23 protein-coding genes are annotated in these 22,894 nt (G+C 59.9%); 13 read left to right on the top strand and 10 right to left on the bottom strand.

Translation table 11 applies throughout. From position 1 onward, the window contains the following. Positions 1 to 5: 5 nt before the first annotated feature. From ACOYW1_RS26055 to ACOYW1_RS26045, 3 genes are all read right to left on the bottom strand, one after another. A complete protein-coding gene (locus tag ACOYW1_RS26055) occupies positions 6 to 671 on the bottom strand; it encodes a GTP-binding protein (protein WP_482420296.1) in 666 nt (221 codons plus the stop codon). Between the two features lie 15 nt (positions 672 to 686). Continuing rightward, entirely contained in the window at positions 687 to 1,262 is a 576-nt protein-coding gene (locus tag ACOYW1_RS26050; RefSeq protein ID WP_180137775.1) for a response regulator, read from the bottom strand. Between the two features lie 231 nt (positions 1,263 to 1,493). Then, positions 1,494 to 2,771: a peptidase U32 family protein gene (locus ACOYW1_RS26045; protein ID WP_482420295.1), complete on the bottom strand. Its 1,278-nt coding sequence runs from the start codon at positions 2,769 to 2,771 to the stop codon at positions 1,494 to 1,496. 193 nt (positions 2,772 to 2,964) lie between these two features. Between ACOYW1_RS26045 and ACOYW1_RS26040 the strand changes: the two genes are divergently transcribed. Beyond that, positions 2,965 to 3,345 carry a nucleotide pyrophosphohydrolase gene (locus ACOYW1_RS26040; RefSeq protein ID WP_482420294.1) on the top strand — a complete coding sequence of 127 codons (381 nt, stop codon included), beginning with the start codon at positions 2,965 to 2,967 and terminating at the stop codon, positions 3,343 to 3,345. On the opposite strand, the gene ACOYW1_RS26035 is transcribed toward ACOYW1_RS26040, so the two are convergent. After that, positions 3,342 to 4,253 (bottom strand): hypothetical protein, encoded by a 912-nt coding sequence (locus ACOYW1_RS26035; protein ID WP_180137769.1) that lies wholly within the window; start codon positions 4,251 to 4,253, stop codon positions 3,342 to 3,344. The two genes, ACOYW1_RS26040 and ACOYW1_RS26035, sit on opposite strands and share 4 nt — an antisense overlap. 292 nt (positions 4,254 to 4,545) lie before the next feature. Between ACOYW1_RS26035 and ACOYW1_RS26030 the strand changes: the two genes are divergently transcribed. Further along, positions 4,546 to 5,034, top strand: coding sequence for a hypothetical protein (locus ACOYW1_RS26030; RefSeq protein WP_482418368.1), 489 nt, complete (start codon positions 4,546 to 4,548; stop codon positions 5,032 to 5,034). Positions 5,035 to 5,166: 132 nt separating this feature from the next. Beyond that, entirely contained in the window at positions 5,167 to 6,000 is an 834-nt protein-coding gene (locus ACOYW1_RS26025; RefSeq protein WP_482420293.1) for a lysophospholipid acyltransferase family protein, read from the top strand. Here ACOYW1_RS26025 and ACOYW1_RS26020 read toward each other — a convergent pair. Both ACOYW1_RS26020 and ACOYW1_RS26015 read right to left on the bottom strand, forming a co-directional pair. Further along, positions 5,997 to 6,197 (bottom strand): hypothetical protein, encoded by a 201-nt coding sequence (locus ACOYW1_RS26020; protein WP_482418366.1) that lies wholly within the window; start codon positions 6,195 to 6,197, stop codon positions 5,997 to 5,999. The genes ACOYW1_RS26025 and ACOYW1_RS26020 overlap by 4 nt on opposite strands. 2 nt (positions 6,198 to 6,199) lie before the next feature. After that, positions 6,200 to 6,430: a hypothetical protein gene (locus tag ACOYW1_RS26015; protein WP_482420292.1), complete on the bottom strand. Its 231-nt coding sequence runs from the start codon at positions 6,428 to 6,430 to the stop codon at positions 6,200 to 6,202. Between the two features lie 294 nt (positions 6,431 to 6,724). On the opposite strand from ACOYW1_RS26015, the gene ACOYW1_RS26010 reads away from it, so the two are divergent. Both ACOYW1_RS26010 and ACOYW1_RS26005 read left to right on the top strand, forming a co-directional pair. After that, positions 6,725 to 8,359 (top strand): NAD+ synthase, encoded by a 1,635-nt coding sequence (locus ACOYW1_RS26010; protein WP_482418364.1) that lies wholly within the window; start codon positions 6,725 to 6,727, stop codon positions 8,357 to 8,359. 667 nt (positions 8,360 to 9,026) lie between these two features. Next, positions 9,027 to 10,031: a glycosyltransferase family 9 protein gene (locus ACOYW1_RS26005; protein ID WP_482420291.1), complete on the top strand. Its 1,005-nt coding sequence runs from the start codon at positions 9,027 to 9,029 to the stop codon at positions 10,029 to 10,031. Between the two features lie 12 nt (positions 10,032 to 10,043). On the opposite strand, the gene mnmL is transcribed toward ACOYW1_RS26005, so the two are convergent. Then, complete coding sequence (gene mnmL, locus ACOYW1_RS26000) at positions 10,044 to 10,988, bottom strand: tRNA modification radical SAM protein MnmL/YtqA (protein WP_482420290.1); 945 nt, start codon at positions 10,986 to 10,988, stop codon at positions 10,044 to 10,046. Between the two features lie 245 nt (positions 10,989 to 11,233). On the opposite strand from mnmL, the gene mnmG reads away from it, so the two are divergent. From mnmG to ACOYW1_RS25960, 8 genes are all read left to right on the top strand, one after another. Next, complete coding sequence (mnmG, locus tag ACOYW1_RS25995; protein WP_482418361.1) at positions 11,234 to 13,108, top strand: tRNA uridine-5-carboxymethylaminomethyl(34) synthesis enzyme MnmG; 1,875 nt, start codon at positions 11,234 to 11,236, stop codon at positions 13,106 to 13,108. Continuing rightward, the gene (locus tag ACOYW1_RS25990; protein WP_482420289.1) at positions 13,109 to 13,729 is read left to right on the top strand and encodes an ABC transporter ATP-binding protein; all 621 of its coding nucleotides are present in this window, start codon (positions 13,109 to 13,111) and stop codon (positions 13,727 to 13,729) included. Next, positions 13,726 to 14,541 carry an ABC transporter permease gene (locus ACOYW1_RS25985; protein WP_482418359.1) on the top strand — a complete coding sequence of 272 codons (816 nt, stop codon included), beginning with the start codon at positions 13,726 to 13,728 and terminating at the stop codon, positions 14,539 to 14,541. The genes ACOYW1_RS25990 and ACOYW1_RS25985 overlap by 4 nt, the downstream gene beginning before the upstream one ends. 178 nt (positions 14,542 to 14,719) lie before the next feature. Then, entirely contained in the window at positions 14,720 to 15,493 is a 774-nt protein-coding gene (locus tag ACOYW1_RS25980) for a DnaJ domain-containing protein (protein WP_482420288.1), read from the top strand. Further along, positions 15,465 to 15,608: a hypothetical protein gene (locus ACOYW1_RS25975; RefSeq protein WP_482420287.1), complete on the top strand. Its 144-nt coding sequence runs from the start codon at positions 15,465 to 15,467 to the stop codon at positions 15,606 to 15,608. Before ACOYW1_RS25980 ends, ACOYW1_RS25975 begins: the two co-directional genes overlap by 29 nt. Positions 15,609 to 15,772: 164 nt before the next feature. Further along, the gene (hpt, locus tag ACOYW1_RS25970; protein ID WP_482418357.1) at positions 15,773 to 16,291 is read left to right on the top strand and encodes a hypoxanthine phosphoribosyltransferase; all 519 of its coding nucleotides are present in this window, start codon (positions 15,773 to 15,775) and stop codon (positions 16,289 to 16,291) included. A 56-nt stretch (positions 16,292 to 16,347) separates the two neighbouring features. Next, positions 16,348 to 18,444, top strand: a complete 2,097-nt coding sequence (locus tag ACOYW1_RS25965) for a DUF3426 domain-containing protein (RefSeq protein WP_482420286.1) — start codon at positions 16,348 to 16,350, stop codon at positions 18,442 to 18,444. A 318-nt stretch (positions 18,445 to 18,762) separates the two neighbouring features. Further along, on the top strand, positions 18,763 to 20,937 hold the full coding sequence (locus ACOYW1_RS25960) for an acetyl-CoA hydrolase/transferase C-terminal domain-containing protein (RefSeq protein WP_482420285.1): 2,175 nt from the start codon (positions 18,763 to 18,765) through the stop codon (positions 20,935 to 20,937). Positions 20,938 to 21,072: 135 nt separating this feature from the next. Here the strand turns inward: ACOYW1_RS25960 and ACOYW1_RS25955 are convergent, their stop codons facing one another. The 3 genes from ACOYW1_RS25955 to ACOYW1_RS25945 are packed head-to-tail and all read right to left on the bottom strand — an operon-like array spanning position 21,073 to position 22,804. After that, on the bottom strand, positions 21,073 to 21,339 hold the full coding sequence (locus ACOYW1_RS25955) for a hypothetical protein (protein WP_482420284.1): 267 nt from the start codon (positions 21,337 to 21,339) through the stop codon (positions 21,073 to 21,075). Then, a complete protein-coding gene (locus tag ACOYW1_RS25950) occupies positions 21,327 to 22,334 on the bottom strand; it encodes a diaminopimelate decarboxylase (RefSeq protein WP_482420283.1) in 1,008 nt (335 codons plus the stop codon). Before ACOYW1_RS25950 ends, ACOYW1_RS25955 begins: the two co-directional genes overlap by 13 nt. Continuing rightward, positions 22,325 to 22,804: an Lrp/AsnC family transcriptional regulator gene (locus ACOYW1_RS25945; RefSeq protein WP_180137742.1), complete on the bottom strand. Its 480-nt coding sequence runs from the start codon at positions 22,802 to 22,804 to the stop codon at positions 22,325 to 22,327. The genes ACOYW1_RS25950 and ACOYW1_RS25945 overlap by 10 nt, the downstream gene beginning before the upstream one ends. Positions 22,805 to 22,894: the final 90 nt, after the last annotated feature.

Genomic DNA, 22,894 nt, shown 5'->3' with positions numbered 1-22,894 from the left:
TTGGGTCAATGGCTCACGGGGTCGGCGTGGGAAGGCAGCACCGAATGAAGGTTCTCTTCCATGATCCGGTAGCTGCCTCCCAGGTCGTGGGAGGTGTCCAGACTGCGGTAGGTGGCCGAGAGAATGGTTTCGAAGGTGGTGCGGACCCCTTGACCGGTGAGGGCGGTGGAGAAGGTGACGGGGAGCCCCGACGGCTCCCAGCGTGAGCGGATCTCCTCGGTGGTGAGGATATCCGGAAGATCCCGTTTGTTGAACTGGATAACCAGGGGAAGGTGCTCGAAGTCCAGGCCGATGCGCCCTGCGTTTTTTTCCAGGTTTTCAAAGCTCTGAAAGTTGTTGAGGGCCTGTGCCGTCTGGGAGTCGGCCACAAACACCACCCCGTCGGCCCGGGAGAGGACCGCCTTGCGCGTGGCATCGTGGGCCACCTGGCCGGGGACGGTAAAGAGCTTGATTTTTACCCGGTACTCCCCGTCGGTGCTGGCAAGAATGGGGAGCAGGTCAAAGAAAAGGGTGCGGTCGCCCCGGGTCTCAAGGCTCATGAGGTCGCCGCACCGGCCTGGCCGGATGAGGTCGTGAAGCTGCATGAGGTTGGTGGTCTTCCCGGAGAGGGCCGGTCCGTAGTAAACGATCTTGATGACGATTTTTTTTTCTTCGTCGAGGATCTCGGCCATTGGAACCCCCTTTTGTCAACTTCCTTTGGCCTGTTCGATATCGGTGATGATGGCTGTCAGGGTTTCCTGAAGGCGGCAGTTGAGTTCCTTGTACTGCCTGGCGGTCTCTTCCACATCGGTGAGGCAGGACCTCAGGCGGTTTTCCATCTCGCTGTTCAGGGCCAGCAGGGCTTCGTTTTTCTGTTTGATCACCTGGGACATCTGCTTGTTTTCCATGGCCAGGTTGAAGTGGTCCACCCCGTTTTTCACCGACATTTTAAGCTCGGCCTTGCTCCAGGGCTTGTTGATGAACCGGAAGATGTGGCCTTTATTAATGACGGTGATGGTGGCGTCGATGTCGGAGTGACCGGTGAGCATGATGCGCACCACCGAGGGCCATCGGATGCGGACCTTCTCCAGGAATTCCGAGCCGTCCATGTCAGGCATCATGCGGTCGGAGATCACCACGGCCGGTTTGATGACGTGGATCTCTTCAAGGGCGGTGGTCGGGTCGTCAAAGGCGTAGATCTTGTAAGGCTCGTTTCGAAAGGCGCGGGAGATGGAGTCCAGAATGGGTTTTTCGTCATCCACAAAAACGACTTTGTTATTCATGGGTCACCTCTGTCATGGTGAACGGGTGGGGGCGGGCGGGGCTTCCCGGGATGATCGGAGCCGCAGGAACGGGCTCGATATCTCCCAATGGGGTAGGGACGGAGAAGGGGCGCTTTGGGGGACTCAGTAAAAAAGGGGGGGACAGGGTCTGGTTGGAACCGGGAGCTATGGATTCATAATATCACAGCCTGTCAGGAGGTTGCAACTCTCCTGAAACAGGCTGCTTTTTGATCAGGAGCGCGGGGCGCTGCCGTTTTTGGGCAGCCGGGACGCTCCGGGGGCGTGGCCGTATGTGGTCTCTTCGGCGATGCGAATCAGGTCGTTTGGCGCGTAGCTCCCGTTGAGGGTGACGCCCACACAGGTGTTGGGCTGGGCCAGCTCCAGGGCATGCCCGTCAAGACTTTCAATGGCTGCGATGGTGTCGGGGCGGGCTGGCCCCTTTCGCGTGAGGACCTCCACCTCCTGGCCCACGGTGATTTTGTTGCGCACGTGGAGGGTTGCGCGGCATCCGTCCACGGCCGTGATCTTGCCGGCAAAGCGGTGGATGGTGCCGGGACGGGAGTCCCCGTAGTTGGGGGCGGCGTCCCCTTCGTAGCCGAAGTAGAAACCGGTGGAGTACTCCCGGCTGTTGATGCGGGAGAGCTCTTCGCCCCACTCCGGACGGGTTGTGTAATGTTTCGGGTCCTCGTAGTAGGCGTCGATGGCCTCCCGGTAGGTCTTCACCACCGAGGCCAGGTAGTTGATGCCTTTCATGCGCCCCTCGATTTTCAGGGAGTGGATGCCCGATTCGATGAGGGCGGGGACGTGGTCGATCATGCAGAGGTCTTTGGAGTTGAAGATGTACGAGCCCCTTTCGTCCTCCTGCACCGGGTGGTAATGCCCCGGGCGCATCTCTTCCACCACGGAGTACTTCCACCGGCAGGGGTGGCTGCACTGGCCCCGGTTGCTGTCCCGGTTGGTGAGGTAGCTGGAGAGAAGGCAGCGGCCGGAGTAGGAGATGCACATGGCCCCGTGGACAAAGGCTTCCACTTCCAGGCCGCCGTTGTCCACCACCCCCTTGATGTCGGTGAGGGGCAGCTCACGGGCCACGTTGATGCGGGTGGCGCCCAAGGACTTCCAGAAGAGGGCGGTCTCCTGGTTGGTGGTGTTGGCCTGGGTGCTGATATGGAGATCGATGTCGGGGGCGATGGACCGGGCCGCGGCAAAAATGGCCGGGTCGGCCACGATGAGGGCGTCGGGTTTCACCTCGGCCAGGGCGGCGAGGTAATCGCGCATGGCGTCGAGTTCGTCGTTTCGCGCATAGACGTTGCAGGCCACGTAGACCTTGACGCCGTGGGCGTGGGCGTGGCGGATGCCCGCCGCCATCTCCTCCAAGGTAAAGTTTCCTGAAAAGTTCCTGAGGGAGAAGGCCTTGCCCGCCAGGTAGACGGCGTCGGCGCCGTAGTGGACGGCAATTTCCAGTTTTTCCGGATTTCCCGCCGGTGCGAGGAGTTCAACTCGGTTGCTCATGGTTCGTGTATCCCTTGGGTACGGGGTTCCGGGCCCCAGGGGCCTGGATTATATATAAAGGTTGATAAGGGGACGGGCCCTGCGGGGCTCGGCACCCGGACGTGACGACTCTACCAAAAGGGTTCCCCCTTTGCAACGCGCCGTGGTATGGAGGGGCCGTTTCCACAACCAGTGACAGGAAAGGACGCACGGCATGAAAAATGACACGGGCATACGCGAATATCAGGAGAGGGTGGACCGCTGGGTAAAAGAGGTGGGGGTGCGGTATTTTTCCGAGCTCACCAACCTGGGGATCCTGCTGGAAGAGGCCGGTGAGGTGGCCCGGATCATGACGCGGGTGTACGGGGACCAGAGCTTCAAGCGGGAAGAGCCCGCCCCGGACCTGGGGGACGAGCTGGCCGATCTCATGTTTGTGCTGGTCTGCATCGCCAACCAGACCGGGGTGGACCTGCCCGAGGCCCTGGCCAGGAATCTTGCCAAAAAAAGCGCCCGGGACAAGACCCGTCACTGGAACAACCCCAAACTTTTTAAGGACAGGGACCCCGGTTCGGCACCGGGGCCCACTGACGATTAGGGCTCGGGCGGCGCCTGGGCCTCTTCGTCATCCGAGGCGTTTCTCAGCTTGGCAAAGCTGAAGACAGCGCTTCGGCCGGAGATTTTGCGCAGGGTCAGGACGTAGGTTTTTTCGTCCAGGGTAAAGGAGACCATTTCGTCGACGCCCATGACCTTGTACTCGTCGTTCAAGAAGAGCTCCACGGTGGGGCCGGTCTCGGCAAAGATGTCCATCTGATCGTTGACCTGCTTCACGTAGAGTGTGTAGAGGTCGGGGACCAGCTCGTGGTACTGGTTCTCTCCGGTGTTGATGAAGTCCCCGTACTCTCCGTTGCGACCCAGGGAGGCGGCCTTGCCCGCGGCCTTTTCGTCCAGCAGGGTGCGTATGTTTCGGTCCTTGGTGATCATGGCCGAGGCCGAGCCGAAGACGCCGCCCGTGCCCGTTGAGATGAGCTGGATGGAGAGCTTCACCGCGTTGCCCAGCACCACGGTGTGGCCCACCACGATGGCGTCGATGTTCAGGGCGCGACCCACCTTGCGGGCATCCTCTTCCTTGATATCGGAGTTTTTGGTCACCGCGCTCTCAACGAGACCGAGGACGCTGTCTTCCCCGGTGGCCTCCAGCATCTCGCTGCGCACCACCGTGAAGTAGCCGGTTTTGAACAATTTGTCCGAGACCTCCATCTCCAGGTATTTTTCCAGCTGCTTGCGTTTGCCGTCGATGCGGGTAAACTCCTTGACGGCCACGCGGCGGATGCGTCGTCGCGTGAGCTGTTTGGCCACCTGGGTGGAGAGGGTGCCGATTTGACCGTCCACGGCGGATTCATAACTGAACCGGGCCGGCTTTTTGCTGGGAACATACTGGGGAGGGCGAGCACAGGCGGTTGCCAGAACCAAAAGGACCACTACAAAAACCCACTGTTTCATCATATCACTCCAAAAACATTCATACCGGCCCCCGAGAACCTCACGGGAGGCGCCGTAACCTCAATATTTTACAACTGCATCATTCATTATCACAGAAGAGGGGGCGGGGCCACAGGGTTTTCCCCAAGGGCGCACAGCGGTGGGGAAATACCGGCGACCGGGGCCATGGCCCCATTTTACGAGGACGGGGGTGCGGTACGTAGTCTCGGGATAGTACGTATTGTTTTATTGACACGTATTGATGGGGTGTGGCAGGTTGTAGTGGGTAAAATTGCGACCATTTCGGGGGATACACATGGCAAAAAAAGTGACGATCAGCGTGCCGGACGAGCTCTACGAGCGCATGAAAGAGTGGCGCTCCAGCATGAACTTTTCCCAGGTTTTCCAGCGCTCCATATCCAACATGATCCGCAAGAAGGAGGCGCTTCGACAGAAGATCCATGACGAGCTGGACATGTCCAGCGTGGTGGAACGCCTGAAACGTGAAAAGGCCGAGTTCGAGGCCAACTTCATCGAAGAGGGAAAACGGGCGGGCCTGGAGTGGTCCCGCACGGCCCACTACCGGGAGCTGCAGTACGCCCTGGGCTGGACGCCGGGGGGCAACCCCTTTAAGGACGAGCACCTGGGGGACTACTTTTCCCAGGTCCTGAAGCATCAGTCCGAGCGTTTCGCCATCACCGGGCGCACCGCCCAGAAGCGGTTCCAGGGGTTCATCGACACCTACCTGAGCGGATGGAAAGAGGGGGTGGAGAGTTTCTGGAATGAGGTGAAGGACAAGGTCTAAGGCGCGGCCTTAGGGTTCTGTCGCAGACCCTCTGGCATGGCTGTGGAAAACTAAGATCGCGGGAACGTGCGTACTATGTCCCCGCGGCCAATGATTATTTTTTGGGTGCAGGATCCCCGCAGGAGAGAGACAATGGCAATGGGCAACGGGACAAAAAACAGTGTGGAGGCCGCCCTCAGGCGATACGCAGAAGAGTGGGGCGGCAACGTGGAGTGTGCATGGGACCGGGTGTGGGGGCGGTTCGGTCGCTTTTTGTACTGGCCCTACCGATGGGGTGTGGTGGTGCCGTTTCTGGGGCTCTCCACCCTGGTGCTGGCTCCCCTGGCCGTGCTGTTTTCCGTGACCGTCTCCCCAAACTTCGCGTCGAAAACCATCGCCACCTTCTGGGCCCGGGTCAACAGCTTCATGACCCCCATGTGGGTGTCGGTGTCGGGTCGGGAGAAGATCCGGGACGGTGTCTCCTACGTGGTGGTGGCCAACCATCTGAGCCACTACGACATCTATGTCCTCTACGGCTGGCTCGGCCTGGATATCAAGTGGGTGATGAAAAAAGAGCTGGAGAAGGTTCCCCTCATCGGCTGGGTCTGCAAGAGCATGGGCCATATCTTCATCGATCGCAGCGACAGCGCAAAGGCCGTCTCCACCCTCAACCACGCCCGCAAAAAAGTCCGGGGGGGCACCTCGGTGATCTTCTTTCCCGAAGGGACCCGTAGCGACGACGGCAGCCTCAATCCTTTTAAGAAAGGGGCTTTCCGGTTTGCCCATGACCTGGGATTGCCCATCCTTCCCGTGACCATCAAGGGGACCCGCGCCATTCTTCCCAAGGGGAGCACCGAGTTGATGCCCGGGGGCGTTTCCCTTGTGGTCCATGACCCGGTGGATGTCCGAGCCTACAAAAAAGAGGAGCTGGGGGCCATTGTCAACCGCGTGCGCAACACGATCCGCACGGAACTGGAAGACGTTTAACGCCCGGTCTTTTTTTCCGGCTGTTTTTTCTTGCGGAACATGAGGGTGACCAGAATCAGGGAGAGGGTCACCACGCAGGCCACGGCCGCCCTGGAGCCCGTGGAGCCGAAACGGGGCATGATGACCTGCGGAATCAGCCACAGGTAGCAGGTGGCGTGGAGGGCCCCGATAAAACAGAGTCGGATTATTTTCGGCACGACTACTCCTCTGACGCAGCGGTGAGGCGTTTTCGAAGGGTCAGCAGGATGTTGGCACCCATGAGGCAGATGAGGGTGGAGAAAGGGGCGAAGGAGCAGAGGGAGCGGTAACCGATGACATTGGGTTCCGTGGCCTGTGTCCAGGGCACAAGGGTGCCCGCCCCGGCAAGGACCAGGAGCCAGGCGGTAACGGCCATGGCCGTGGATTTTAAGCGGTGGTGTGTGGTGTTCATGGCGTCTCAGTCACTGTGTTGGAGCCCTTTGGGCTCTTTTTTTATACAATACGGCATCTTGGGATATCTGCTCGGTAGGCAGGAGACTATAGCACACCCTGTGGCTGAAAGATACCCCGCTGTGGTTGGAACAAGCCCTTGGTATGAATAGGGTTTGACCGCGGTGGCTTAGGTGGGATACTATCCGGGTGAAGAATGGCGGCATAGGCAAAATATGTCAAAAATTCAAATGGATAGGGGCTCTGCGACGGCGGGGCGTGATTGGAAAAGCGGAACAAGCACGGAAGCATGAATATGGTGAGAATAGCAGCAGGGCAGATCAATCCGGTCATCGGAGATTTTGAGGGCAATTGCCGAAAAATGGAGGCGGCTGCGGCCAAGGCCAGGGAGGCGGGGTGCCGCCTGGTGGTTTTTCCGGAGCTTGCCGTGAGCGGGTACCCGCCGCGCGACCTTCTGGAGAGGCGCTCCTTTATTGCGGACAACCTGGAGGCCGTTGAGCGACTCATGGAACGGGTCCGGGGCATTGCCGTTCTTCTCGGGTATGTGGAGAGAAACGGCGAACCCGGGGAGAACAACCTCTACAACGCAGCCCTTCTCTTTGAAGACGGCCGGGTGCTCCACAAGGTCCGGAAACGGCTGTTGCCCACCTATGACGTGTTCGATGAGCGCAGGTACTTTGAACCGGGCAGCGAGTCCCATCCTGTGATGTGGAACGGGGTGCGGCTCGGCATCACCATCTGCGAGGACATGTGGAACGACAAGGAGGTATTCTCCTCCCGGAAGTATCGCGTGGATCCTGTGTCAGACCTCTGCGAAAAGGGGGCGGAGCTGCTCATCAACATTTCGGCATCCCCCTTTAACGCCGGGAAACCCGCTTTTCGCGAGACACTCATCTCTTCGGTGGCCCGTCGCCACAAGGTGCCGGTGTGTTACGTCAACCAGGTGGGGGGCAACGATCACCTGCTCTTTGACGGGGGAAGCCTGGGCTTTCACGATGACGGCACCCTGGCCGCCCGTGGCGCCTCCTTCGAGGAGGACCTTCTGGTCTTCGAGCCCATGGAGAAGAGCCCCCAGCGCATTGCCGCAGCCCCTTCCTGCGTGGAGGAAGAGGTCTACCGCGCCCTGGTCATGGGCACCCGGGATTACGTCACCAAGTGCGGTTTCAAGAAAGTGGTCATCGGGCTCTCCGGTGGCATTGACTCGGCCCTCACCGCTGCGGTTGCCGCCGACGCCCTGGGGGGCGAGAATGTCTCCACGGTCTTTATGCCGTCGGAGTACACCTCCTCGGACAACGACGTGGACACCCGGTCCCTGGCAGAGAATCTGGGGACCCAGTACGATGTGGTGCCCATCGCCCCCATGTTTGATGCCTTTTTGGGGGCGTCGGAGGTGTTCTGCCGGGAGGAGCACGGGGTCACCGAGCAGAACATCCAGGCCCGGGTCCGGGGCACCCTGCTCATGGCCCTCTCCAACAAGACCGGAGCCCTGGTGCTCACCACCGGCAACAAGTCCGAACTGGCCGTGGGATACTGCACCCTTTACGGGGACATGAACGGGGGGCTGGCCGTCATCTCCGATGTACCCAAGACCCTTGTGTGGGATATCTCCCGGTATGTAAACCGCAACGGCGAGGTGATCCCCCAGCGGATCATCGACAAGGTGCCGTCGGCAGAACTCAGGCCCGACCAGTCCGACCAGGATGAGCTGCCCCCTTACGAGGTGCTGGATGCCATTTTGCACGCCTATGTGGAGGAGGTAAAGGCACCTGCGGAGATCGAGGCCATGGGGTTTGACGCGGCGGTGGTGGCCGATGTGGTCCGGCGGGTTGAGATCAACGAATACAAGCGCCAGCAGGCGGCCCCGGGGCTTCGGGTGACGGCCAAGGCCTTTGGCAGCGGGCGACGTTATCCCATTGCCAAGCGGATCTGATGCCGTACCACCCGATGGGGGATGGAGCACGGGATTTTCTTTTTTGTCTCGGGTCTGTCCCTGTCCTCGACTGACAGGGTAGTAAAGGCAAGGGGCCGTAAAAAAAATGCCTTTGATGCCCTTGAATGCTCGAATTTGCAGTGCTTTGAGCCGTTACACGGATGGGCTTGGGGGGATCCCCTAGGTAAATGAATGCATTACTCTATGTACAAAGCCCGGGGGGGCTGCATATAATCTCCAACAAAGCGACGGGGTGTACTTCGATGCGAACTTAGTTCGGCATCGTGCCTCCACCCCGGCGCCCCCACCGACAAACGGCCCACCTGCTGCCCGTGACCGGTGCCAAGGCCCGCGACGGAAAACTGTCAGGTACGCAGCTCCTGGCCCTTTCTTCTTTCATTTCAGGAATTCCCTTCTGGCACGTATTGTCGGATTTTATGGGTGTGGTGTCATAAAGTCCGACAATACGCAGCACCATTTTTCTTTGTGTCAACGTCCACTTTTTGAATTTCTTGTGTTTTAAGTTTTTCATTGTTATCAATGTTTATTGATAGGCGCATATGAAGTCAGTCTGTAATTGGTTTGATGTGAAGTGTCCATATCGGAAGCAGTTGTGGTAAACGGTTGTAATCGATACGTGTATTGGATAATCCGACATGAATCATTTATGGTTTCAGCGCGGCGGGTATGCCTCCAGCGTGCCAGATATATTGAAAAAGACTTTTCCCGAAAAAAAATCAAGAATATTGCCGTTATCCGCCATGCGGCTCTGGGGGACCAGGTCATCGCCCGGCCCTTTCTCATCGAAGTCAGAAAATTTTTTCCCAATGCCGAGATCACCCTGGTGGGCGTGTCCAACTATCGATACGGCATCCCGTCCGATTTGGCCGACACCACGATCATCGTGGCAGGCCGGGAGCAAAAGAGAGAGATGAGCCCCCTGGAGCGGTTCCGGGACCTCAGGCAGCTCCCACATCAAGACATCATCTTTGATATTGCAGGGACCAGCCGGTCCCGGTGGATGACTCTCTTAAGCAAGGCGACGCTGAAATTCGGCTTTCCTTACAAATCCTATTTTTACGGAGTTCTCTACAACGTGGCCGTTTTCCGTTCCGACTTTCAGCCGGAGCTGGAGTGCATGCTGGACATGCTGAAACTTCTGGGGCACAATCCCTCGCGCCCCCTGGATTTCGGGTACCCCAGTCACCTGGCGTTGTACGACCCGTCCCGCCCCGCTCCCTCCATTCTCTATTTCAATGGCGCCTCGTCGGTGCTGAAAATACTGCCCCAGGCACAGATGAAAGAGGTCCTTGAGCTCGCCTCCCGGGAACTTCCCGAGTACCAGCATGTCTATCTGGAGGGGAAAAACGACTACGAAAAAGGGGATTGTTTTCTCGGCCTGACGAAACGGGGCAATGTGTCGATCCAGCCCTGCCTGCCCCTGGACGGGTTGATCGACAGGGTCGCAAGGGCCCGGCTGGTTGTCTCTCCGGACACGGGGGTGCGCAACGTGGCCGTGGCTACCCACACCCCCAGTGTCGGTGTTTTTTATTCATCGGTGCCCTTTCGCTACACGCCCCTGGACGGCCGTCACCATATCGTGATGCAGGCCGACGGGGCGGTACCGTCAACTGAGCAGATTGTGGATGCCATCAAAGGCGCCCTGGCGTGATTTGTGGTGTCGCTATGCGTTCTCCGGCTTGATGTACCGGGAGCCCTGGCAGGTGCCCCTGCTTTCTAAGGTGGCCTGGATGCGGGCCAGGGTGGTCCCTTTTTTCAGGGGCCACTGGGGGGCGCGAAGCTCATCGCGATGGGGATCGCCGGTGAGGCGCTGGATCACCATCTCCGGGGGAAGCAGCTCCAGGAAGTCGCACACGGTCTCCACATAGTCGTCCTCTTCCATGCAGGTGTAGTCCCCGTTCAGGTAGAGGGTGTCCAAAGGGGTGTCCTTGACCACGTACAGGAGGTGCAGCTTGACCCCGTCCACGCCCAGGTCCGCCAGGAGCCGGGCCCCCTCCAGCATCATCTCCCGGCTCTCTCCGGGGAGCCCCAGGATGATGTGGGCGCAGATTTTGACTTCAGGGGCTGTTTTTCGGGTGAGGGCCACGGCCTCTTTGAAGCAGGCCACGTCATGGCCGCGGTTTATGGCGGCCAGGGTGGTGTCGTGGGCGGACTGAAGGCCGTATTCGATCCAGACGAGTTTCTCCTTGGAGTAGGCGTGTAAAAGGGCCAGTTTCTCTTCGTCCACGCAGTCGGGCCTTGTGCCGATGGCCAGACCCACCACGTCGTCAAAGGCCAGGGCCTCGTCGTAGAGGGCCTTCAGGCGCTGCACAGGGGCGTAGGTGTTGCTGTAGGCCTGAAAGTAGACCAGAAAGAGCTTTGCCTTGTAGCGTTTGAACAGGGCAAGGCGCCCCTGCCGGATCTGTTCCGACACCGAGGTGCCCAGCAGGTGCGCTCCGTTGCCCGATCCTTTTTCGTTGCAGAAAATACACCCCCCGGTTCCGGTGTGCCCGTCTCGGTTGGGGCAGGTGAAGCCCGCGTCCACGGTGAGTTTCTGCACCCGTTTGCCGAAGCGTTCTTTAAGGTGGCTGTTGAGATCTGTGTACCGTTTTGCCTGTGTTGCGTTCATATTGACCTTGCTTGAAACCCGATAATATATTAAGGGGATGATCGTAAAAATGTGATGGCGTTTCGGGATCCTGCGCCACGCGGGCCCCCGGAGCTGCCGATGGGCTCAGTCGGTGAAAACCGGCTTTTTGCGTTGGGGCTATCCCCCGGCAGAGGCCCATCATACATCGAACGGCCGGAGAGGTCGAAATGAAAAATGATCTCCGGTTGTTTGATCCTTCTGGCAGACAAACGAGCAGGCGAGAGATGGTATCAACGACACGAAAATATGATGTGATTGTGGTGGGGGGCGGCCATGCCGGGTGTGAAGCGGCGCTGGCCTCGGCCCGCATGGGGCTTTCCACCCTGATTCTGGCCATAGACCTGGACAAGGTGGCGTCCATGCCCTGCAGCCCGTCCATCGGCGGCACGGCCAAGGGGCACCTGGTACGGGAGGTGGACGCCATGGGCGGGGAGATGGGCAAGGCCTCGGATGCCTCGGCCATTCAGTTCAAAACCCTCAACACCAAGAAGGGGCCCGCCGTTCACTCCACCCGGACCCAGAACGACAAGAACATTTACCATCGTACCATGAAAGCGGTTCTCGAAGGCCAGGCCAACCTGCACCTCAAGCAGGGGATGGTGGAGCGCCTTGTGGTGGAAGGTGGCGCGGTGACAGGGGTGGTGGACCAGACCGGCTTCGGCTACGGGGCCGGGGCCGTGGTCATCGCCGCAGGGACCTTTCTGGGCGGCCTCGTCCATATCGGGGAGTGTGCCATTAAGGCCGGGCGTGCCGGTGAGTTCGGTTCCTACGGCCTGGCAGCCTCCATGAAGGAGCTGGGCCTGGAGATGGGGCGCATGAAGACCGGGACCCCGCCGAGGGTTCACCGGGATACCATCGATTACTCTCAGCTGGAGGAGCACCGGGCCGACGAGACCCCCTGCTTTTTCTCTTTTTCATCCACCCACGCCCCCCTGCCCCAGCTGCCCAGTTTCATCGGTCACACCACCGAGGCCACCCGCAATGTTGTTATGGAGAACCTCGCCCGTTCTCCCCTCTACTGTGGCACCATCAAGGGGGTGTCGGCCCGCTACTGCCCCTCTTTTGAGGACAAGGCCGTTAAGTTTCCCGACCGGGTCTCCCACCAGGTGATCCTGGAGCCCGAGGGGATCGACACCCGGGAGATGTACATCGGGGGGCTGGGCAACAGCCTGCCCGTGGACCTTCAGATCCCCTTTGTGCGCTCCATACCCGGTTTTGAAGAGGCGGAGATCATCCGCCCCGGCTACGCCATCGAATACGACTACGTGAACCCCGTGCAGCTGCGTCCCTCCCTGGAGACCAGAAAAATCGACGGGCTCTTCCTGGCCGGGCAGATCAACGGCACCTCCGGGTACGAGGAGGCCGCTGCCCAGGGACTCTGGGCCGGCGTCAACGCGGCCTTGAAGGTCATGGGCCGGCCTCCCTTTGTGCTGGACCGTTCCCAGGGATACATGGGGGTGATGGTGGACGACCTCATCACTCGGGGCACCCTGGAGCCTTACCGCATCTTTACCTCCCGGGCGGAGTACCGGCTGATGATGCGGGAGGACAACGCCGACCTCCGGCTCACCGAGATTGCCTACGACCTGGGCCTGGTAAGCGAGGACACCGTGCGGCAGGTCCGCGAGCGGCAGGCGGCCATCGACCGTGAGATGGGTCGGATCCGGCGTGTGGTGGTGAAACCCTCCCCGGAGATCAACGCTTACCTTCAAGCCCGGGATTCCGCCCCCCTCAAGACCGGGGCACCCCTGGACCAGATCCTCAAGCGGGCCAAGGTGGGCTACGATGTGGTGGAGACCGTGGCCCCTGCCGAGCCCCCGGTGGAGGCCCGGGTGGCCAAGCAGGTGGAGATCGAGGTGAAGTACGAGGGGTACATTGATCGCCAGCTGGCCGAGATTGAAAAGTTCAAGCACATGGAAAAGATCCGCATCCCCGAGGATTTTCGCTTTGAGGAGGTGCACGGCCTCTCCAACGAGCTGCGGGCCAAGCTCATGGAGGTACGGCCGGTCTCCCTGGGGCAGGCGTCGCGTATCGACGGCATCACGCCGGCAGCCCTTTCGGTTCTCATGATCCACCTAAAAAGGCTTGGAGGAAACTAAGTGCAGGGCGGCGACCTGATCATTGACGACCTGGTCATACGAGGCCTGGGCCCGGTGCGGCTTACGGTGCCCGCAGGAACATGCGTGGGGGTGTCCGGCCCCTCGGGCATTGGCAAGAGTTCCCTTTTGCGTGCCGTGGCGGACATGGAACCCCATGACGGGCGAGTCAACCTGGGAACCACGGCTCGCGATGCCCTTTGCGCTTCCGAGTGGCGGCGCATGGTGGGGTTGTTGCCCAGCGAGAGCGCCTGGTGGGCCGACGGGGTCGCCCAACATTTTTTGACGCCGGAGGCGGTGCGTCCCGAGGTACTGGGGCTCCGCGAGGAGGTCCTCTCTTGGCCGGTGAAGCGTCTCTCCAGCGGAGAGCGCCAACGCCTTTCCCTGCTTCGTCTTCTGGATCGCCGACCCCAGGCCCTGCTCCTGGACGAGCCCACGGCCAACCTGGACGGCGAGAGCACCCGGCGGGTGGAGTCGCTGATCCAGGATTATGCTCAGGCGCACCGGGCGCCGGTGATCTGGGTGGGGCACTCCGTGGATCAGCTCAACCGCGTGGCGCAGCGGGTGGTCTCCTTTGATGCGGACGGTGTGCTGCGCGAAGCCGGCGGGGAGGTGTGCCGATGAATTCGGTGATCGCGCTCTCCCCGGTGGACCTGTCCATTGCCGCCCTTCTGGTGGTGGCCCTGGCCCTGCTCTCCTTTCGCATGGAGCTGGGGGTGACCCGTCAGATCGTTGTGGCCGCCGTGCGCACCACCTTGCAGCTTCTCCTGGTGGGGATGGTTCTCAAGACCCTTTTTGACCACGCCCATCCCCTGCTTTTGGTTGGCATCGCCGTGATCATGGTGACCACGGCAGGACGTGAGGTCATGAGCCGCCAGACCCGGCGTTTTACCGGCCCCTGGGGGTTTGCCACGGGCACGGCCGCCATGACCCTCTCTTCGTTTTCCATCACCTGCCTGGTGCTCTCCACCGTGATCCGTATCGATCCCTGGTATGCCCCCCAGTACGCCATCCCCCTTTTGGGCATGATGCTGGGCAATACCATGACGGGCATCGCCATCGGCATGGAGCGCCTCACCTCCACGGCCTGGAGGGACAGCGCCGTCATTGAAGGGCGCCTGCTCCTTGGTCAGACCTGGGATGAGGCCGTTGGGGAGATCCGGCGAGAGAGCATCCGGAGTGCCATGATCCCCACCTTGAATGCCATGGCCGTGGCCGGTATCGTGAGCCTACCCGGGATGATGACCGGTCAGATCCTGGCGGGGAGCCCTCCCATGGAGGCCGTAAAGTATCAGATTCTCATTATGTTCATTGTCAGTGCCGGCACGGGCTTTGGTGCGGTCCTGGCTGTTTCCGTTGGGGCCAGGCGTCTGTTCGACGACCGGCAGAGGCTTCGTCTGGACCGCCTCGTCAAGGCCGGCGGCCGCGGTGGCTAAGATTGTGGCGACGTCCTTGACACCTGGGGCCATTGGCCCTATTTTCCTTGTATCGAAAGCGTTTGGATCTCCGGCAGGTGAGCAAACCGGGTGACAACATGGTAATAACGTATGGCCCGACCCCGGGGAAGAAGAGGGTTTCTTCCCGTGCCGGGCTCTTGCGATTGGATCAAACGAAATGGACTACTACAAAGTACTTGGCGTTGAACGAGGCGCCTCCGACGACGAGATTAAGAAGACGTACCGCAAGCTGGCAATGAAATACCATCCCGACAAGACCAAGGGAGACAAGGCCGCCGAGGACAAGTTCAAGCAGATCAGCGAGGCCTACGCTGTGCTCAGCGATCCGGCCAAGCGCAAGGAGTACGATACCTTCGGGGCCTCGGGGTTTCAGCAGCGATACAGTCAGGAAGATATTTTCAGGGGCTTTGATCTGGGAGACATCTTTCGGGAGTTCGGCTTTGGCGGTGGTGGATTTGGCAACGGCGGGTTCAGCAACGGCGGATGCGGCCGTGGCGGAGGCCGCGGATTCCAGAGCCGGCGCCAGGTCAAGGGCGAGGACCGGACCCTGGAGATCAGCCTCACCGTGGAAGAGGTCTACACCGGGACCACCCGTTCCCTCTCCGTGGGTGGCGGGGCGTCCACCATCAATGTGCGTATTCCCAAAGGCCTGGTGGACGGTAAGAAACTCCGGCTTTCCGGCAAAGGGGAGCCCAGCCCGTACGGCGGCCCTGCCGGTGATCTGTACATCCGGTCCCGCGTGGTGGGGGCAAAGGGCTTTTTCCCCGACGGCCAGAACGTGATTTACGACACCGACATCCGGGTGTCTGAAGCGCTCCTGGGGACCACCATCACCGTGCCCACCCTGGACGGTGGCGAGATCAACCTCAGGGTGCCCGCCGACCGAGAAGCACAAGACAAAGATGCGAATTCCAGGCAAGGGATTGCCTGAAATGAAAGGGGAGGGCAAAGGCGACCTGTTTGTTCGAATCGGTGTCTCCCTTCCGAAAACCCTGACGGACAGTCAGCGGGCGGCAGTAGAGGATCTGGCGAAAAACGGGCTGTAATGGCTTAAAATGATTGACATCCTGTTGATTTTGCGATACGGCCATGAGACGGATGTTTATCTTCGGTACCGCCGATTCATAACGCGTGAACATATACTCTCTTGCGGACGCCGGTCTGTAATCAGGTGTGGCGTAAGGGATAAAGTAATGATAAAGTAATCAGAATGTCCGAACTTATTGAAGTACTTTCGAAAGAAGAAATCGCTAGAAGTATCACCGAAGTGGGGGAAGTTATCTCCCATGACTACCAGGGCGGCAAGCTGGCCCTGGTGGGTGCCTTGAAAGGGGCCTTCATTTTCATGGCCGACCTGGCTCGTGAGATTACGGTTCCGGTACAAATCGGGTTCCTCGGCGTCTCCAGCTACGGCAAAAGTGCCGAGTCTTCCGGGACGACCACAGTCACCAAGGAGCTGGACCTCGATGTCACCGGAATGGATGTTCTGGTTGTGGAAGACATTGTGGACACAGGGTTGACCTTGCGGTTCATCGTGAACTACCTCAAGGAAAAAGGCGCCCGAAGTGTCAAGGTGTGTGCCTTTCTTGACAAGAAGGAACGCCGCGCCATGGACGTCCAGGTGGATTATGCCTGCCACGAGATCCTTGAAGGGTTTCTGGTTGGGTACGGCCTGGATTACGCCGAAGATTATCGGAACCTTCCCGCTATTTACCATTTGGAAATGTAAACAGGGCCGATCGACAGGATGGGTTGCATTCGCATGATGAAAAAGGGGACGCGCACATGATTATCACGTGTCAGGAGTGTGATTCCAGGTTCGTTCTGGATGATAAGCTGATCAAACCCACGGGCAGCAAGGTACGATGCTCAAGTTGCAAACACGTGTTCAAAGTCTTTCCGGAGACGGCGGCCCCGTCCGTTGAGGAGCCCCCCCAGGCCCCTCCGGCCGAGGCACCCGCGGCCCCTGCTCCACGAAATCTTGATGAAGGCGACGACCTGCAAAACGAACTCAACCGGGAGCTGGACCGCCTGTTCGGCTTGGAAGAGGACGAGCCGGGTGAACAGGCCGCTCCGGAAGCGGCAACGCCGTCCGTCGAGGCACCGGCACCTGAGCCCGTTGCCGAGGACACCCCTGCGGAGTCCATAGACGATATCGATCTTGATGACCTGGGCTTGGGGGATCTGGATCTCCAGGCGAGCCCGGACATGGGCATGCCCGAGGACCTGGACCTTTCTGAGTTTGACCTGGCCGATCTGGACCTGGATCTTTCCCTGGACGAAGGCCCGGCGCCTGCGGCTCCGGCCGAGGGGAGCGAAGTAGAGGAGACCCTCGATTTTTCAGGCTTGGAAGAGTCCCTTGCCGGGGTGGAAGCAGAGGGCCCCGGCCAGGAGGCGTCTGATTTTGCCGATGTGAGCCTCTCCCTGGATGACGAGGGGACGGTGGATGCCCCCGTGTTTGACGACGACCTCGACTTCTCTGACCTGGAGGCGGCTCTGGGTGTCCCGGAGGGTGATACCGCCAAAGAGGCTGCCGCTCCGGAAGAGGAGTTTGATTTTTCCGAAATGGCTCTCTCCCTGGACGGAGGGGCAGGCGACGTGGAGCTTGTGGGAGATGCCGAGTCCCCGGCATTTTCCGCAGGGGACGGCGACGCAGCTGCCTTGAGCATGGGAGGGCTGGATGAACTGGACCTTTCTCTGGACGACGGCCCCGTAGAGACGCCCAAAGGCACTGCCCACACCGACGCCGAGGAAGGGTTCATGGAACTCGACCTGGATCTCGATCTGGGTGACGAGGAGCCCCTGCAGGCTTCTTTGGAGAGCTCCCTGGATGAAGAGCTGGACCTTTCGGAGCTGGAGGGCCTTCTTCAGGAGGAACCCGCTGCCGGTGAGGCTCACCCGGAAGACGACGATATCGAGCTGGAACTCGACTTTGACTTCAAGGGCGATGAAAAGACCCAGGAGTTCGATCCCCTGGAGAAAGACACCCTGGACGATTCGGATTTCAGTGATATCGAGGCGATGCTCGAAAAAGACGACGCCCCCCTGGATGTGGAAGCCGATGTCAGCGGGGAGGTGGACCTTGAGCTTGAGCTGGACCTTGCCCCGGAGGCGGAAGAGGCCGTTGCCGCCGTGCCCGTGTCCGCCCCTGTGGCGCCTGCACCCGAACCGGTGGCCGAAGCCGTCCGCATTGATGAGCCCGAGTCCGAACCGGAGCCCGAGGCACCATCCAAGGCCTCCCGAAGCCATGCCAGGGACGGTGGCCGGGGAAGCGGCTTGCGTATTTTCCTTACCATTCTTCTGGTGCTGGTCCTTCTCTTTGCCATCCTCGTGGGTGTTTACGCCATGCGGGATGAGATTCAGGACCGGACGGGCGTTGCCATTCCCACCATCAACGCCGTGGAAAAGGCCCGTGAAACCCTTTTCGGTTTAGGGATTCCCCTGGTGAGCGATTGGGTGAAGCCCCCGGAGAAAGACCCCGACGGAAGCCTCCATATCCAGACTCAGGATCTCACCGGTCGGTTTGTGGTAAGCTCGGATCTGGGAGATCTGTTTGTGATCACCGGTAAGGTGCGCAACAACTACGGAACCACCCGGCACTCCATTGGCCTTGTGGGCCTTCTCTACAACAAAGAAAATGTGGAGGTCCGTTCCAAAGAGTTCTATGCGGGCAACACCATGACAGACGCCGAACTGGCGACTCTGAGCATGGAAGAGATCGATCAGAGACTCAAGACCACCCTGGGCAGGGAAAACAACAACGCGCGGGTCAGCCCGGGTCAACTGGTGCCCATCATGGTGGTGTTTGAAAAGTACCCCGAAGATCTGGCTAAATTTGCCGTCGTCGTCAAGACCTCAAAGGAGGGTGCCGCCATCAAGTAGCCGAACCTCCGGGCCCTGACCCGAGGCACTGTTTTTGAAAAAGACCCCATGTCGAGCGCTGCTCGGCATGGGGTTTTTGTTTGGAAAGGTGGTGAACATTGATACATTAAAGGGTCGTTTGTAAAGCAAGGGCAATCATGTAAGAAACGTTTTGTGGCGTTTCGCAGGGGAATTGTGATTTACAAGCTCACCGGGTTGTATTATAGAATTTTAATTCTATTTATGTAATCAAGGAATCATTTCGCCGGAGGGGATGGGAAGCCCCGAAGGGGACAGCCCAATCAGGAGGGGCTGAAGGTAAGGAAGCAGGAGAGAGTTATGGAAACAAGAGAACCTGTCTATTATCAGGATGTGGAACGATGTGTTGATGATCTGGTGGCCAAGGTGGGCAAGAAGATCATCATGGCTGTCCCGCTGGCCGTGGGCAAACCGAACCATCTGGTTAACGCCATCTATCGGAGGCTCAAGACCGACCCCTCCATGCACCTCACCCTCATCACCGCCGTGACCCTGGAAAAGCCCTCCTGGGGCAACGACCTGGAGCGGCGCTTCATGCAACCCCTTGTGGAGCGCATTTGGGGGGATTTTCCCGATTTTGATTACATCGGCGACCTTCGCAAAAACGAAATTCCGAAAAATTTCGAGCTGGTGGAGTTCTACAACAAGACCGCCCAGTTCATGAACTGTCCCCATGCCCAGCAGCACTACCTGGGCTCCAACTACACCCACGCCATCCGAGACGGGTTGCTCCAGGGGGCCAACGTCATCTCCCAGCTGGTGGCCAAAAAAGAGATCGACGGCAAGACCTTTCTCTCCATGGGCTGCAACCCGGACACCCACCTGGACGGGGCCGAGTACATCCGGGCCAGCGAAGGGGACGGCATTCCCCGGGCCATCATCGGTCAGGTCAATGGGGACATGCCCTTTATGTACGGGGACGCCGTGGTGGAGCCCGGTCACTACGACATGATCATCGAGAACCCCGATTACGAGTTCAAGATCTTCCGCGCTCCCAAAGAATCCGTGAGCACCACGGACTGGATGATCGGCCTCCACGCCAGTGCCCTGGTCAAGGACGGCGGGACCCTGCAGGTGGGCATCGGCTCCCTGGGGGATGCCATTGTGGCGGGGATCATGATGCGTCACACGGAAAATGACGCCTACAAGTCCGTCATGAACGAGCTGGGGGTCATGGAAAGGTACGGGACTCTCATTGAGGAGTGGGGCGGCCTCGACGTGTTCGACGAGGGGCTCATGAGCTCCACGGAAATGTTCGTGGACACCCTCATCGAGCTCTTCAAGTGCGGGGTCCTCAAGCGCAAGGTCTACGAGCACCTGGACCTCCAGACCCTCCTCAACGAAGGGACCATCACCGAAGAGGTGACACCTGAAATGCTCAACGTCCTGCTGGACCGTGAGGTGATTCGGCCCCAGCTTCGGGAAAAGGACGTGACCTTTCTCACGGCCTTCGGCATTTTCAAGAAGGGGATTGTCCTTGAAGGCGACGAGCTGGTGGACGGCGACACCCGCTACTCAGCAGATCTTTCCGATGCGGCCAACCGTGACGCGGTGATCGCGGGCTGCCTGGGCGAGTGCCTGGACCAGGCCGTGGTGATCTACGCCGGGTTCTTCGTGGGGCCCGAGGCCTTTTACGAGACCCTCAAGGCCCTGCCGGAAGACCAGCTCAAGCTCATCGACATGCGCAGCGTGGCCTTCATCAACCAGCTCTACGGGGACGACTACCAGCTGCGCGTGGCCCAGCGCAAGCACGGGCGCTTCATCAACGCAGCCCTCATGGCCATGCTCAACGGCGCCACCGTGGCCGACGGCCTGGACGACCACCGCATCATCAGCGGGCCCGGCGGGCAGTACAACTTTATCTCCATGGCCCACGCCCTGCCCGATGGCCGAGCTGTCACCATGGTACGAAGCACGCGCGGCTCCGGAGCCGGTGCCACCTCCAACATCGTGTGGCAGTACAACCACACCACCATTCCCCGTCACCTGCGGGACATCGTGGTGACGGAGTACGGCATCGCCGACTTAAGGGGCCAGCAGGACCACGTGGCCATGACCCGCCTGATCTGCATCGCAGACTCCCGGTTCCAGCAGCAGCTTCTGGACACGGCCAAGGCCAAGGGCAAGGTCCCTGCGGACTACGAGATCCCCGAAGCCTTCCGGAACAACACCCCCGATCGCCTTGAGAAAATCCTGGTCCCCCATCGCCAAAACGGGCTGTTCCAGGCCTTCCCCTTCGGCACGGACTTCACCGATGAGGAGATCATCATCGGCAAAGCCCTGAAAGGGTTCAAGTCCCGGGCAAACAAAAAAGTGGCCCTGGGACGCGATCTTATCAAGAAGATGATGGCACCGGTGCCCGAAGCGGCCCGTCCCTACCTCAAGCGCCTTGATCTGGACGCACCCAAGACCATGAAAGAGAAGGTGATGCAGAAGGTCGTTCTGCTGGCCCTGGAGGGCGCAAAGGCGATTTGATAACGCCTTTGGCCTGAGGCCGACACCATAAAAAAAAGGGGAGGGACCGCCTGGCGGTCTCTCCCCCTTTTTTATTTCCTGTTGGTGAACGGCTTGAAAAAAAAGCCTTCGGCGGCAAGGTGTGCCATGGCTGGTTTATGGCATGTACGGGTCGGCGTCGCAGTTCAGGGTGGCGGTGTAGTCTTCGAAGGTCTCTTCCCTGCGGATCTGGCGCACGGCGCCGTTGGTCTCAAGGAGGAGCTCTTTGGGGCGCATCTTGCCGTTGTAGTTGAAGCCCATGGCGTGGCCGTGGGCGCCGGTGTCGTGGATGAGCAGGAGGTCCCCGTCCTCAAGGGCGGGCAGGGGGCGTTGCACGGCAAACTTGTCGTTGTTTTCGCACAGGGAGCCTACTACGTCCACCACGCGCATTCGTCGGGGGCGTCGCTGGTGGACGGCACGGTGATGTGGTGGTAGGCGCCGTACATGCCGGGGCGCATGAGGGCAGACATGCAGGCGTCCACACCCACGTAGGTGCGGTAGGTCTCTTTACGGTTGATCACCCGGGTCACCAGGGCGCCGTGGGGGCCTGCCATGAAGCGGCCGCTCTCCATGTAGAAGCGGGGCATGTAGCCTTCCTCGGCCTGGAATTCCTTGAACAGGGCGGTGATCTCCTCGGCCATGGCGCGGACGTTGAGAGCGTCCTGATCGGGCTGGTAAGGGATGCCCAGGCCGCCGCCGATGTTGATGAACTCAAAGGTGATGCCCAGGGCTTTTCTCAAGGCCCGGACGCGGTTCAGGAGCATGGCGGCGGTCTCCACCATGTAGCTGTAGTTCAGCTCGTTGGAGGCGAGCATGGTGTGCAGGCCGAAGCGGGTGGCGCCTTTGGCCATGGCTTTGCGGTAGGCCTCTTCGAGCTGGTCGTGGCTGACCCCGTATTTTGCCTCCATGGGGTTTCCGATGATCTCGTTGCCTGTCCGTCGGTTTCCGGGGTTGTAGCGAAAACAGATCAGCTCCGGCATCTCCGGCACCTTGTCGATGAGGGTGATGTCGTCCAGGTTCAGGACGCACCCGCCGTCGGCCGCTGCCGCACGGAACTCCTCCTCGCTGGTGTTGTTGGAGGTGAACATCAGCTCCTCGCCCCGGCCGCCGGCCATGCGGGCCAGGTCCAGCTCCGGCGTGGAGCTGCAGTCGAAACCGAATCCCTCGTCCTTGAAAATCTTCAGGATTTCGGGGTTGGGCAGGGCCTTGACGGCAAAGTATTCGCAGAACCCGGGGAGGCCGGAAAAGAGCGTTTTGAGCTCCCTGCAGGTGTCTCGGATGCCTTTTTCATCGTAGATGTGAAAGGGGGTTCCGTAGTGGCCTGCGATGCCTTGCAGGGCGGGGGTGAGGCGTTGGGTATAGTCCGGGCTCATGGGCATGGGTCACACTCCTTTGCGGAAAGGGGGATCTGGGAGGTCTCCTTGTAGGTTGACAGGGCCACGGAGGTGGCCGTGGGGCGCAGCCCCTCAAGAGAGCCCAGGGGGCTGGCAAGGAACGCCGCCAGGCTGGCTGTGTCCTCTACCCGGACCTTGATGCGGAAGCCGGTGTTTCCCGAAAGGAGATGGACCTCCTGGACCTCGTCCAGGGCGGCCAGGCGTTGCCCGGCGTCGTCCAGGCGCGAGATATCGTCCACGGCCAGGTCCACGAAGGCGATAAGGCTCCTGCCGAATTTTTCGGGGTTGAGGATGACTTCGTATCCGTTGATGTAGCCCTGGTTTTCCAGTTTGCGGATTCGTTCCAGAACAGCCGAAGGGGCCATGTTGACACGTCGGGCCACTTCCACGTTGGGGATCCGGGCTTTTTCCTGAAGGATCTTCAGGATGGTCAGGCTGATGCAGTCAAGGGTCATGATTGGGTTCTCTCCATGGTTTATAGCAAAGATACCTCGCCCGGAAGGAAGGTGTCAAGAATATAGTTCTGGTTATTTGTAATGCTGCAG

Source organism: Desulfoluna sp. CYM3A, from assembly GCF_056829965.1.
Note: the sequence above shows the minus strand (reverse complement) of the source record. Positions and strands in the feature narration are given on the sequence as shown.

Bases quoted from the DNA above. Each gene is read 5' to 3' on its own strand.
- ACOYW1_RS26055 (WP_482420296.1), bottom strand. From the start codon at position 671: ATGGCCGAGATCCTCGACGAAGAAAAAAAAATCGTCATCAAGATCGTT.
- ACOYW1_RS26050 (WP_180137775.1), bottom strand. From the start codon at position 1,262: ATGAATAACAAAGTCGTTTTTGTGGATGACGAAAAACCCATTCTGGAC.
- ACOYW1_RS26045 (WP_482420295.1), bottom strand. From the start codon at position 2,771: ATGAGCAACCGAGTTGAACTCCTCGCACCGGCGGGAAATCCGGAAAAA.
- ACOYW1_RS26040 (WP_482420294.1), top strand. From the start codon at position 2,965: ATGAAAAATGACACGGGCATACGCGAATATCAGGAGAGGGTGGACCGC.
- ACOYW1_RS26035 (WP_180137769.1), bottom strand. From the start codon at position 4,253: ATGATGAAACAGTGGGTTTTTGTAGTGGTCCTTTTGGTTCTGGCAACC.
- ACOYW1_RS26030 (WP_482418368.1), top strand. From the start codon at position 4,546: ATGGCAAAAAAAGTGACGATCAGCGTGCCGGACGAGCTCTACGAGCGC.
- ACOYW1_RS26025 (WP_482420293.1), top strand. From the start codon at position 5,167: ATGGCAATGGGCAACGGGACAAAAAACAGTGTGGAGGCCGCCCTCAGG.
- ACOYW1_RS26015 (WP_482420292.1), bottom strand. From the start codon at position 6,430: ATGAACACCACACACCACCGCTTAAAATCCACGGCCATGGCCGTTACC.
- ACOYW1_RS26010 (WP_482418364.1), top strand. From the start codon at position 6,725: ATGGTGAGAATAGCAGCAGGGCAGATCAATCCGGTCATCGGAGATTTT.
- ACOYW1_RS26005 (WP_482420291.1), top strand. From the start codon at position 9,027: ATGGTTTCAGCGCGGCGGGTATGCCTCCAGCGTGCCAGATATATTGAA.
- mnmL (WP_482420290.1), bottom strand. From the start codon at position 10,988: ATGAACGCAACACAGGCAAAACGGTACACAGATCTCAACAGCCACCTT.
- mnmG (WP_482418361.1), top strand. From the start codon at position 11,234: ATGGTATCAACGACACGAAAATATGATGTGATTGTGGTGGGGGGCGGC.
- ACOYW1_RS25985 (WP_482418359.1), top strand. From the start codon at position 13,726: ATGAATTCGGTGATCGCGCTCTCCCCGGTGGACCTGTCCATTGCCGCC.
- ACOYW1_RS25980 (WP_482420288.1), top strand. From the start codon at position 14,720: ATGGACTACTACAAAGTACTTGGCGTTGAACGAGGCGCCTCCGACGAC.
- ACOYW1_RS25975 (WP_482420287.1), top strand. From the start codon at position 15,465: ATGCGAATTCCAGGCAAGGGATTGCCTGAAATGAAAGGGGAGGGCAAA.
- hpt (WP_482418357.1), top strand. From the start codon at position 15,773: ATGTCCGAACTTATTGAAGTACTTTCGAAAGAAGAAATCGCTAGAAGT.
- ACOYW1_RS25965 (WP_482420286.1), top strand. From the start codon at position 16,348: ATGATTATCACGTGTCAGGAGTGTGATTCCAGGTTCGTTCTGGATGAT.
- ACOYW1_RS25960 (WP_482420285.1), top strand. From the start codon at position 18,763: ATGGAAACAAGAGAACCTGTCTATTATCAGGATGTGGAACGATGTGTT.
- ACOYW1_RS25950 (WP_482420283.1), bottom strand. From the start codon at position 22,334: ATGCCCATGAGCCCGGACTATACCCAACGCCTCACCCCCGCCCTGCAA.
- ACOYW1_RS25945 (WP_180137742.1), bottom strand. From the start codon at position 22,804: ATGACCCTTGACTGCATCAGCCTGACCATCCTGAAGATCCTTCAGGAA.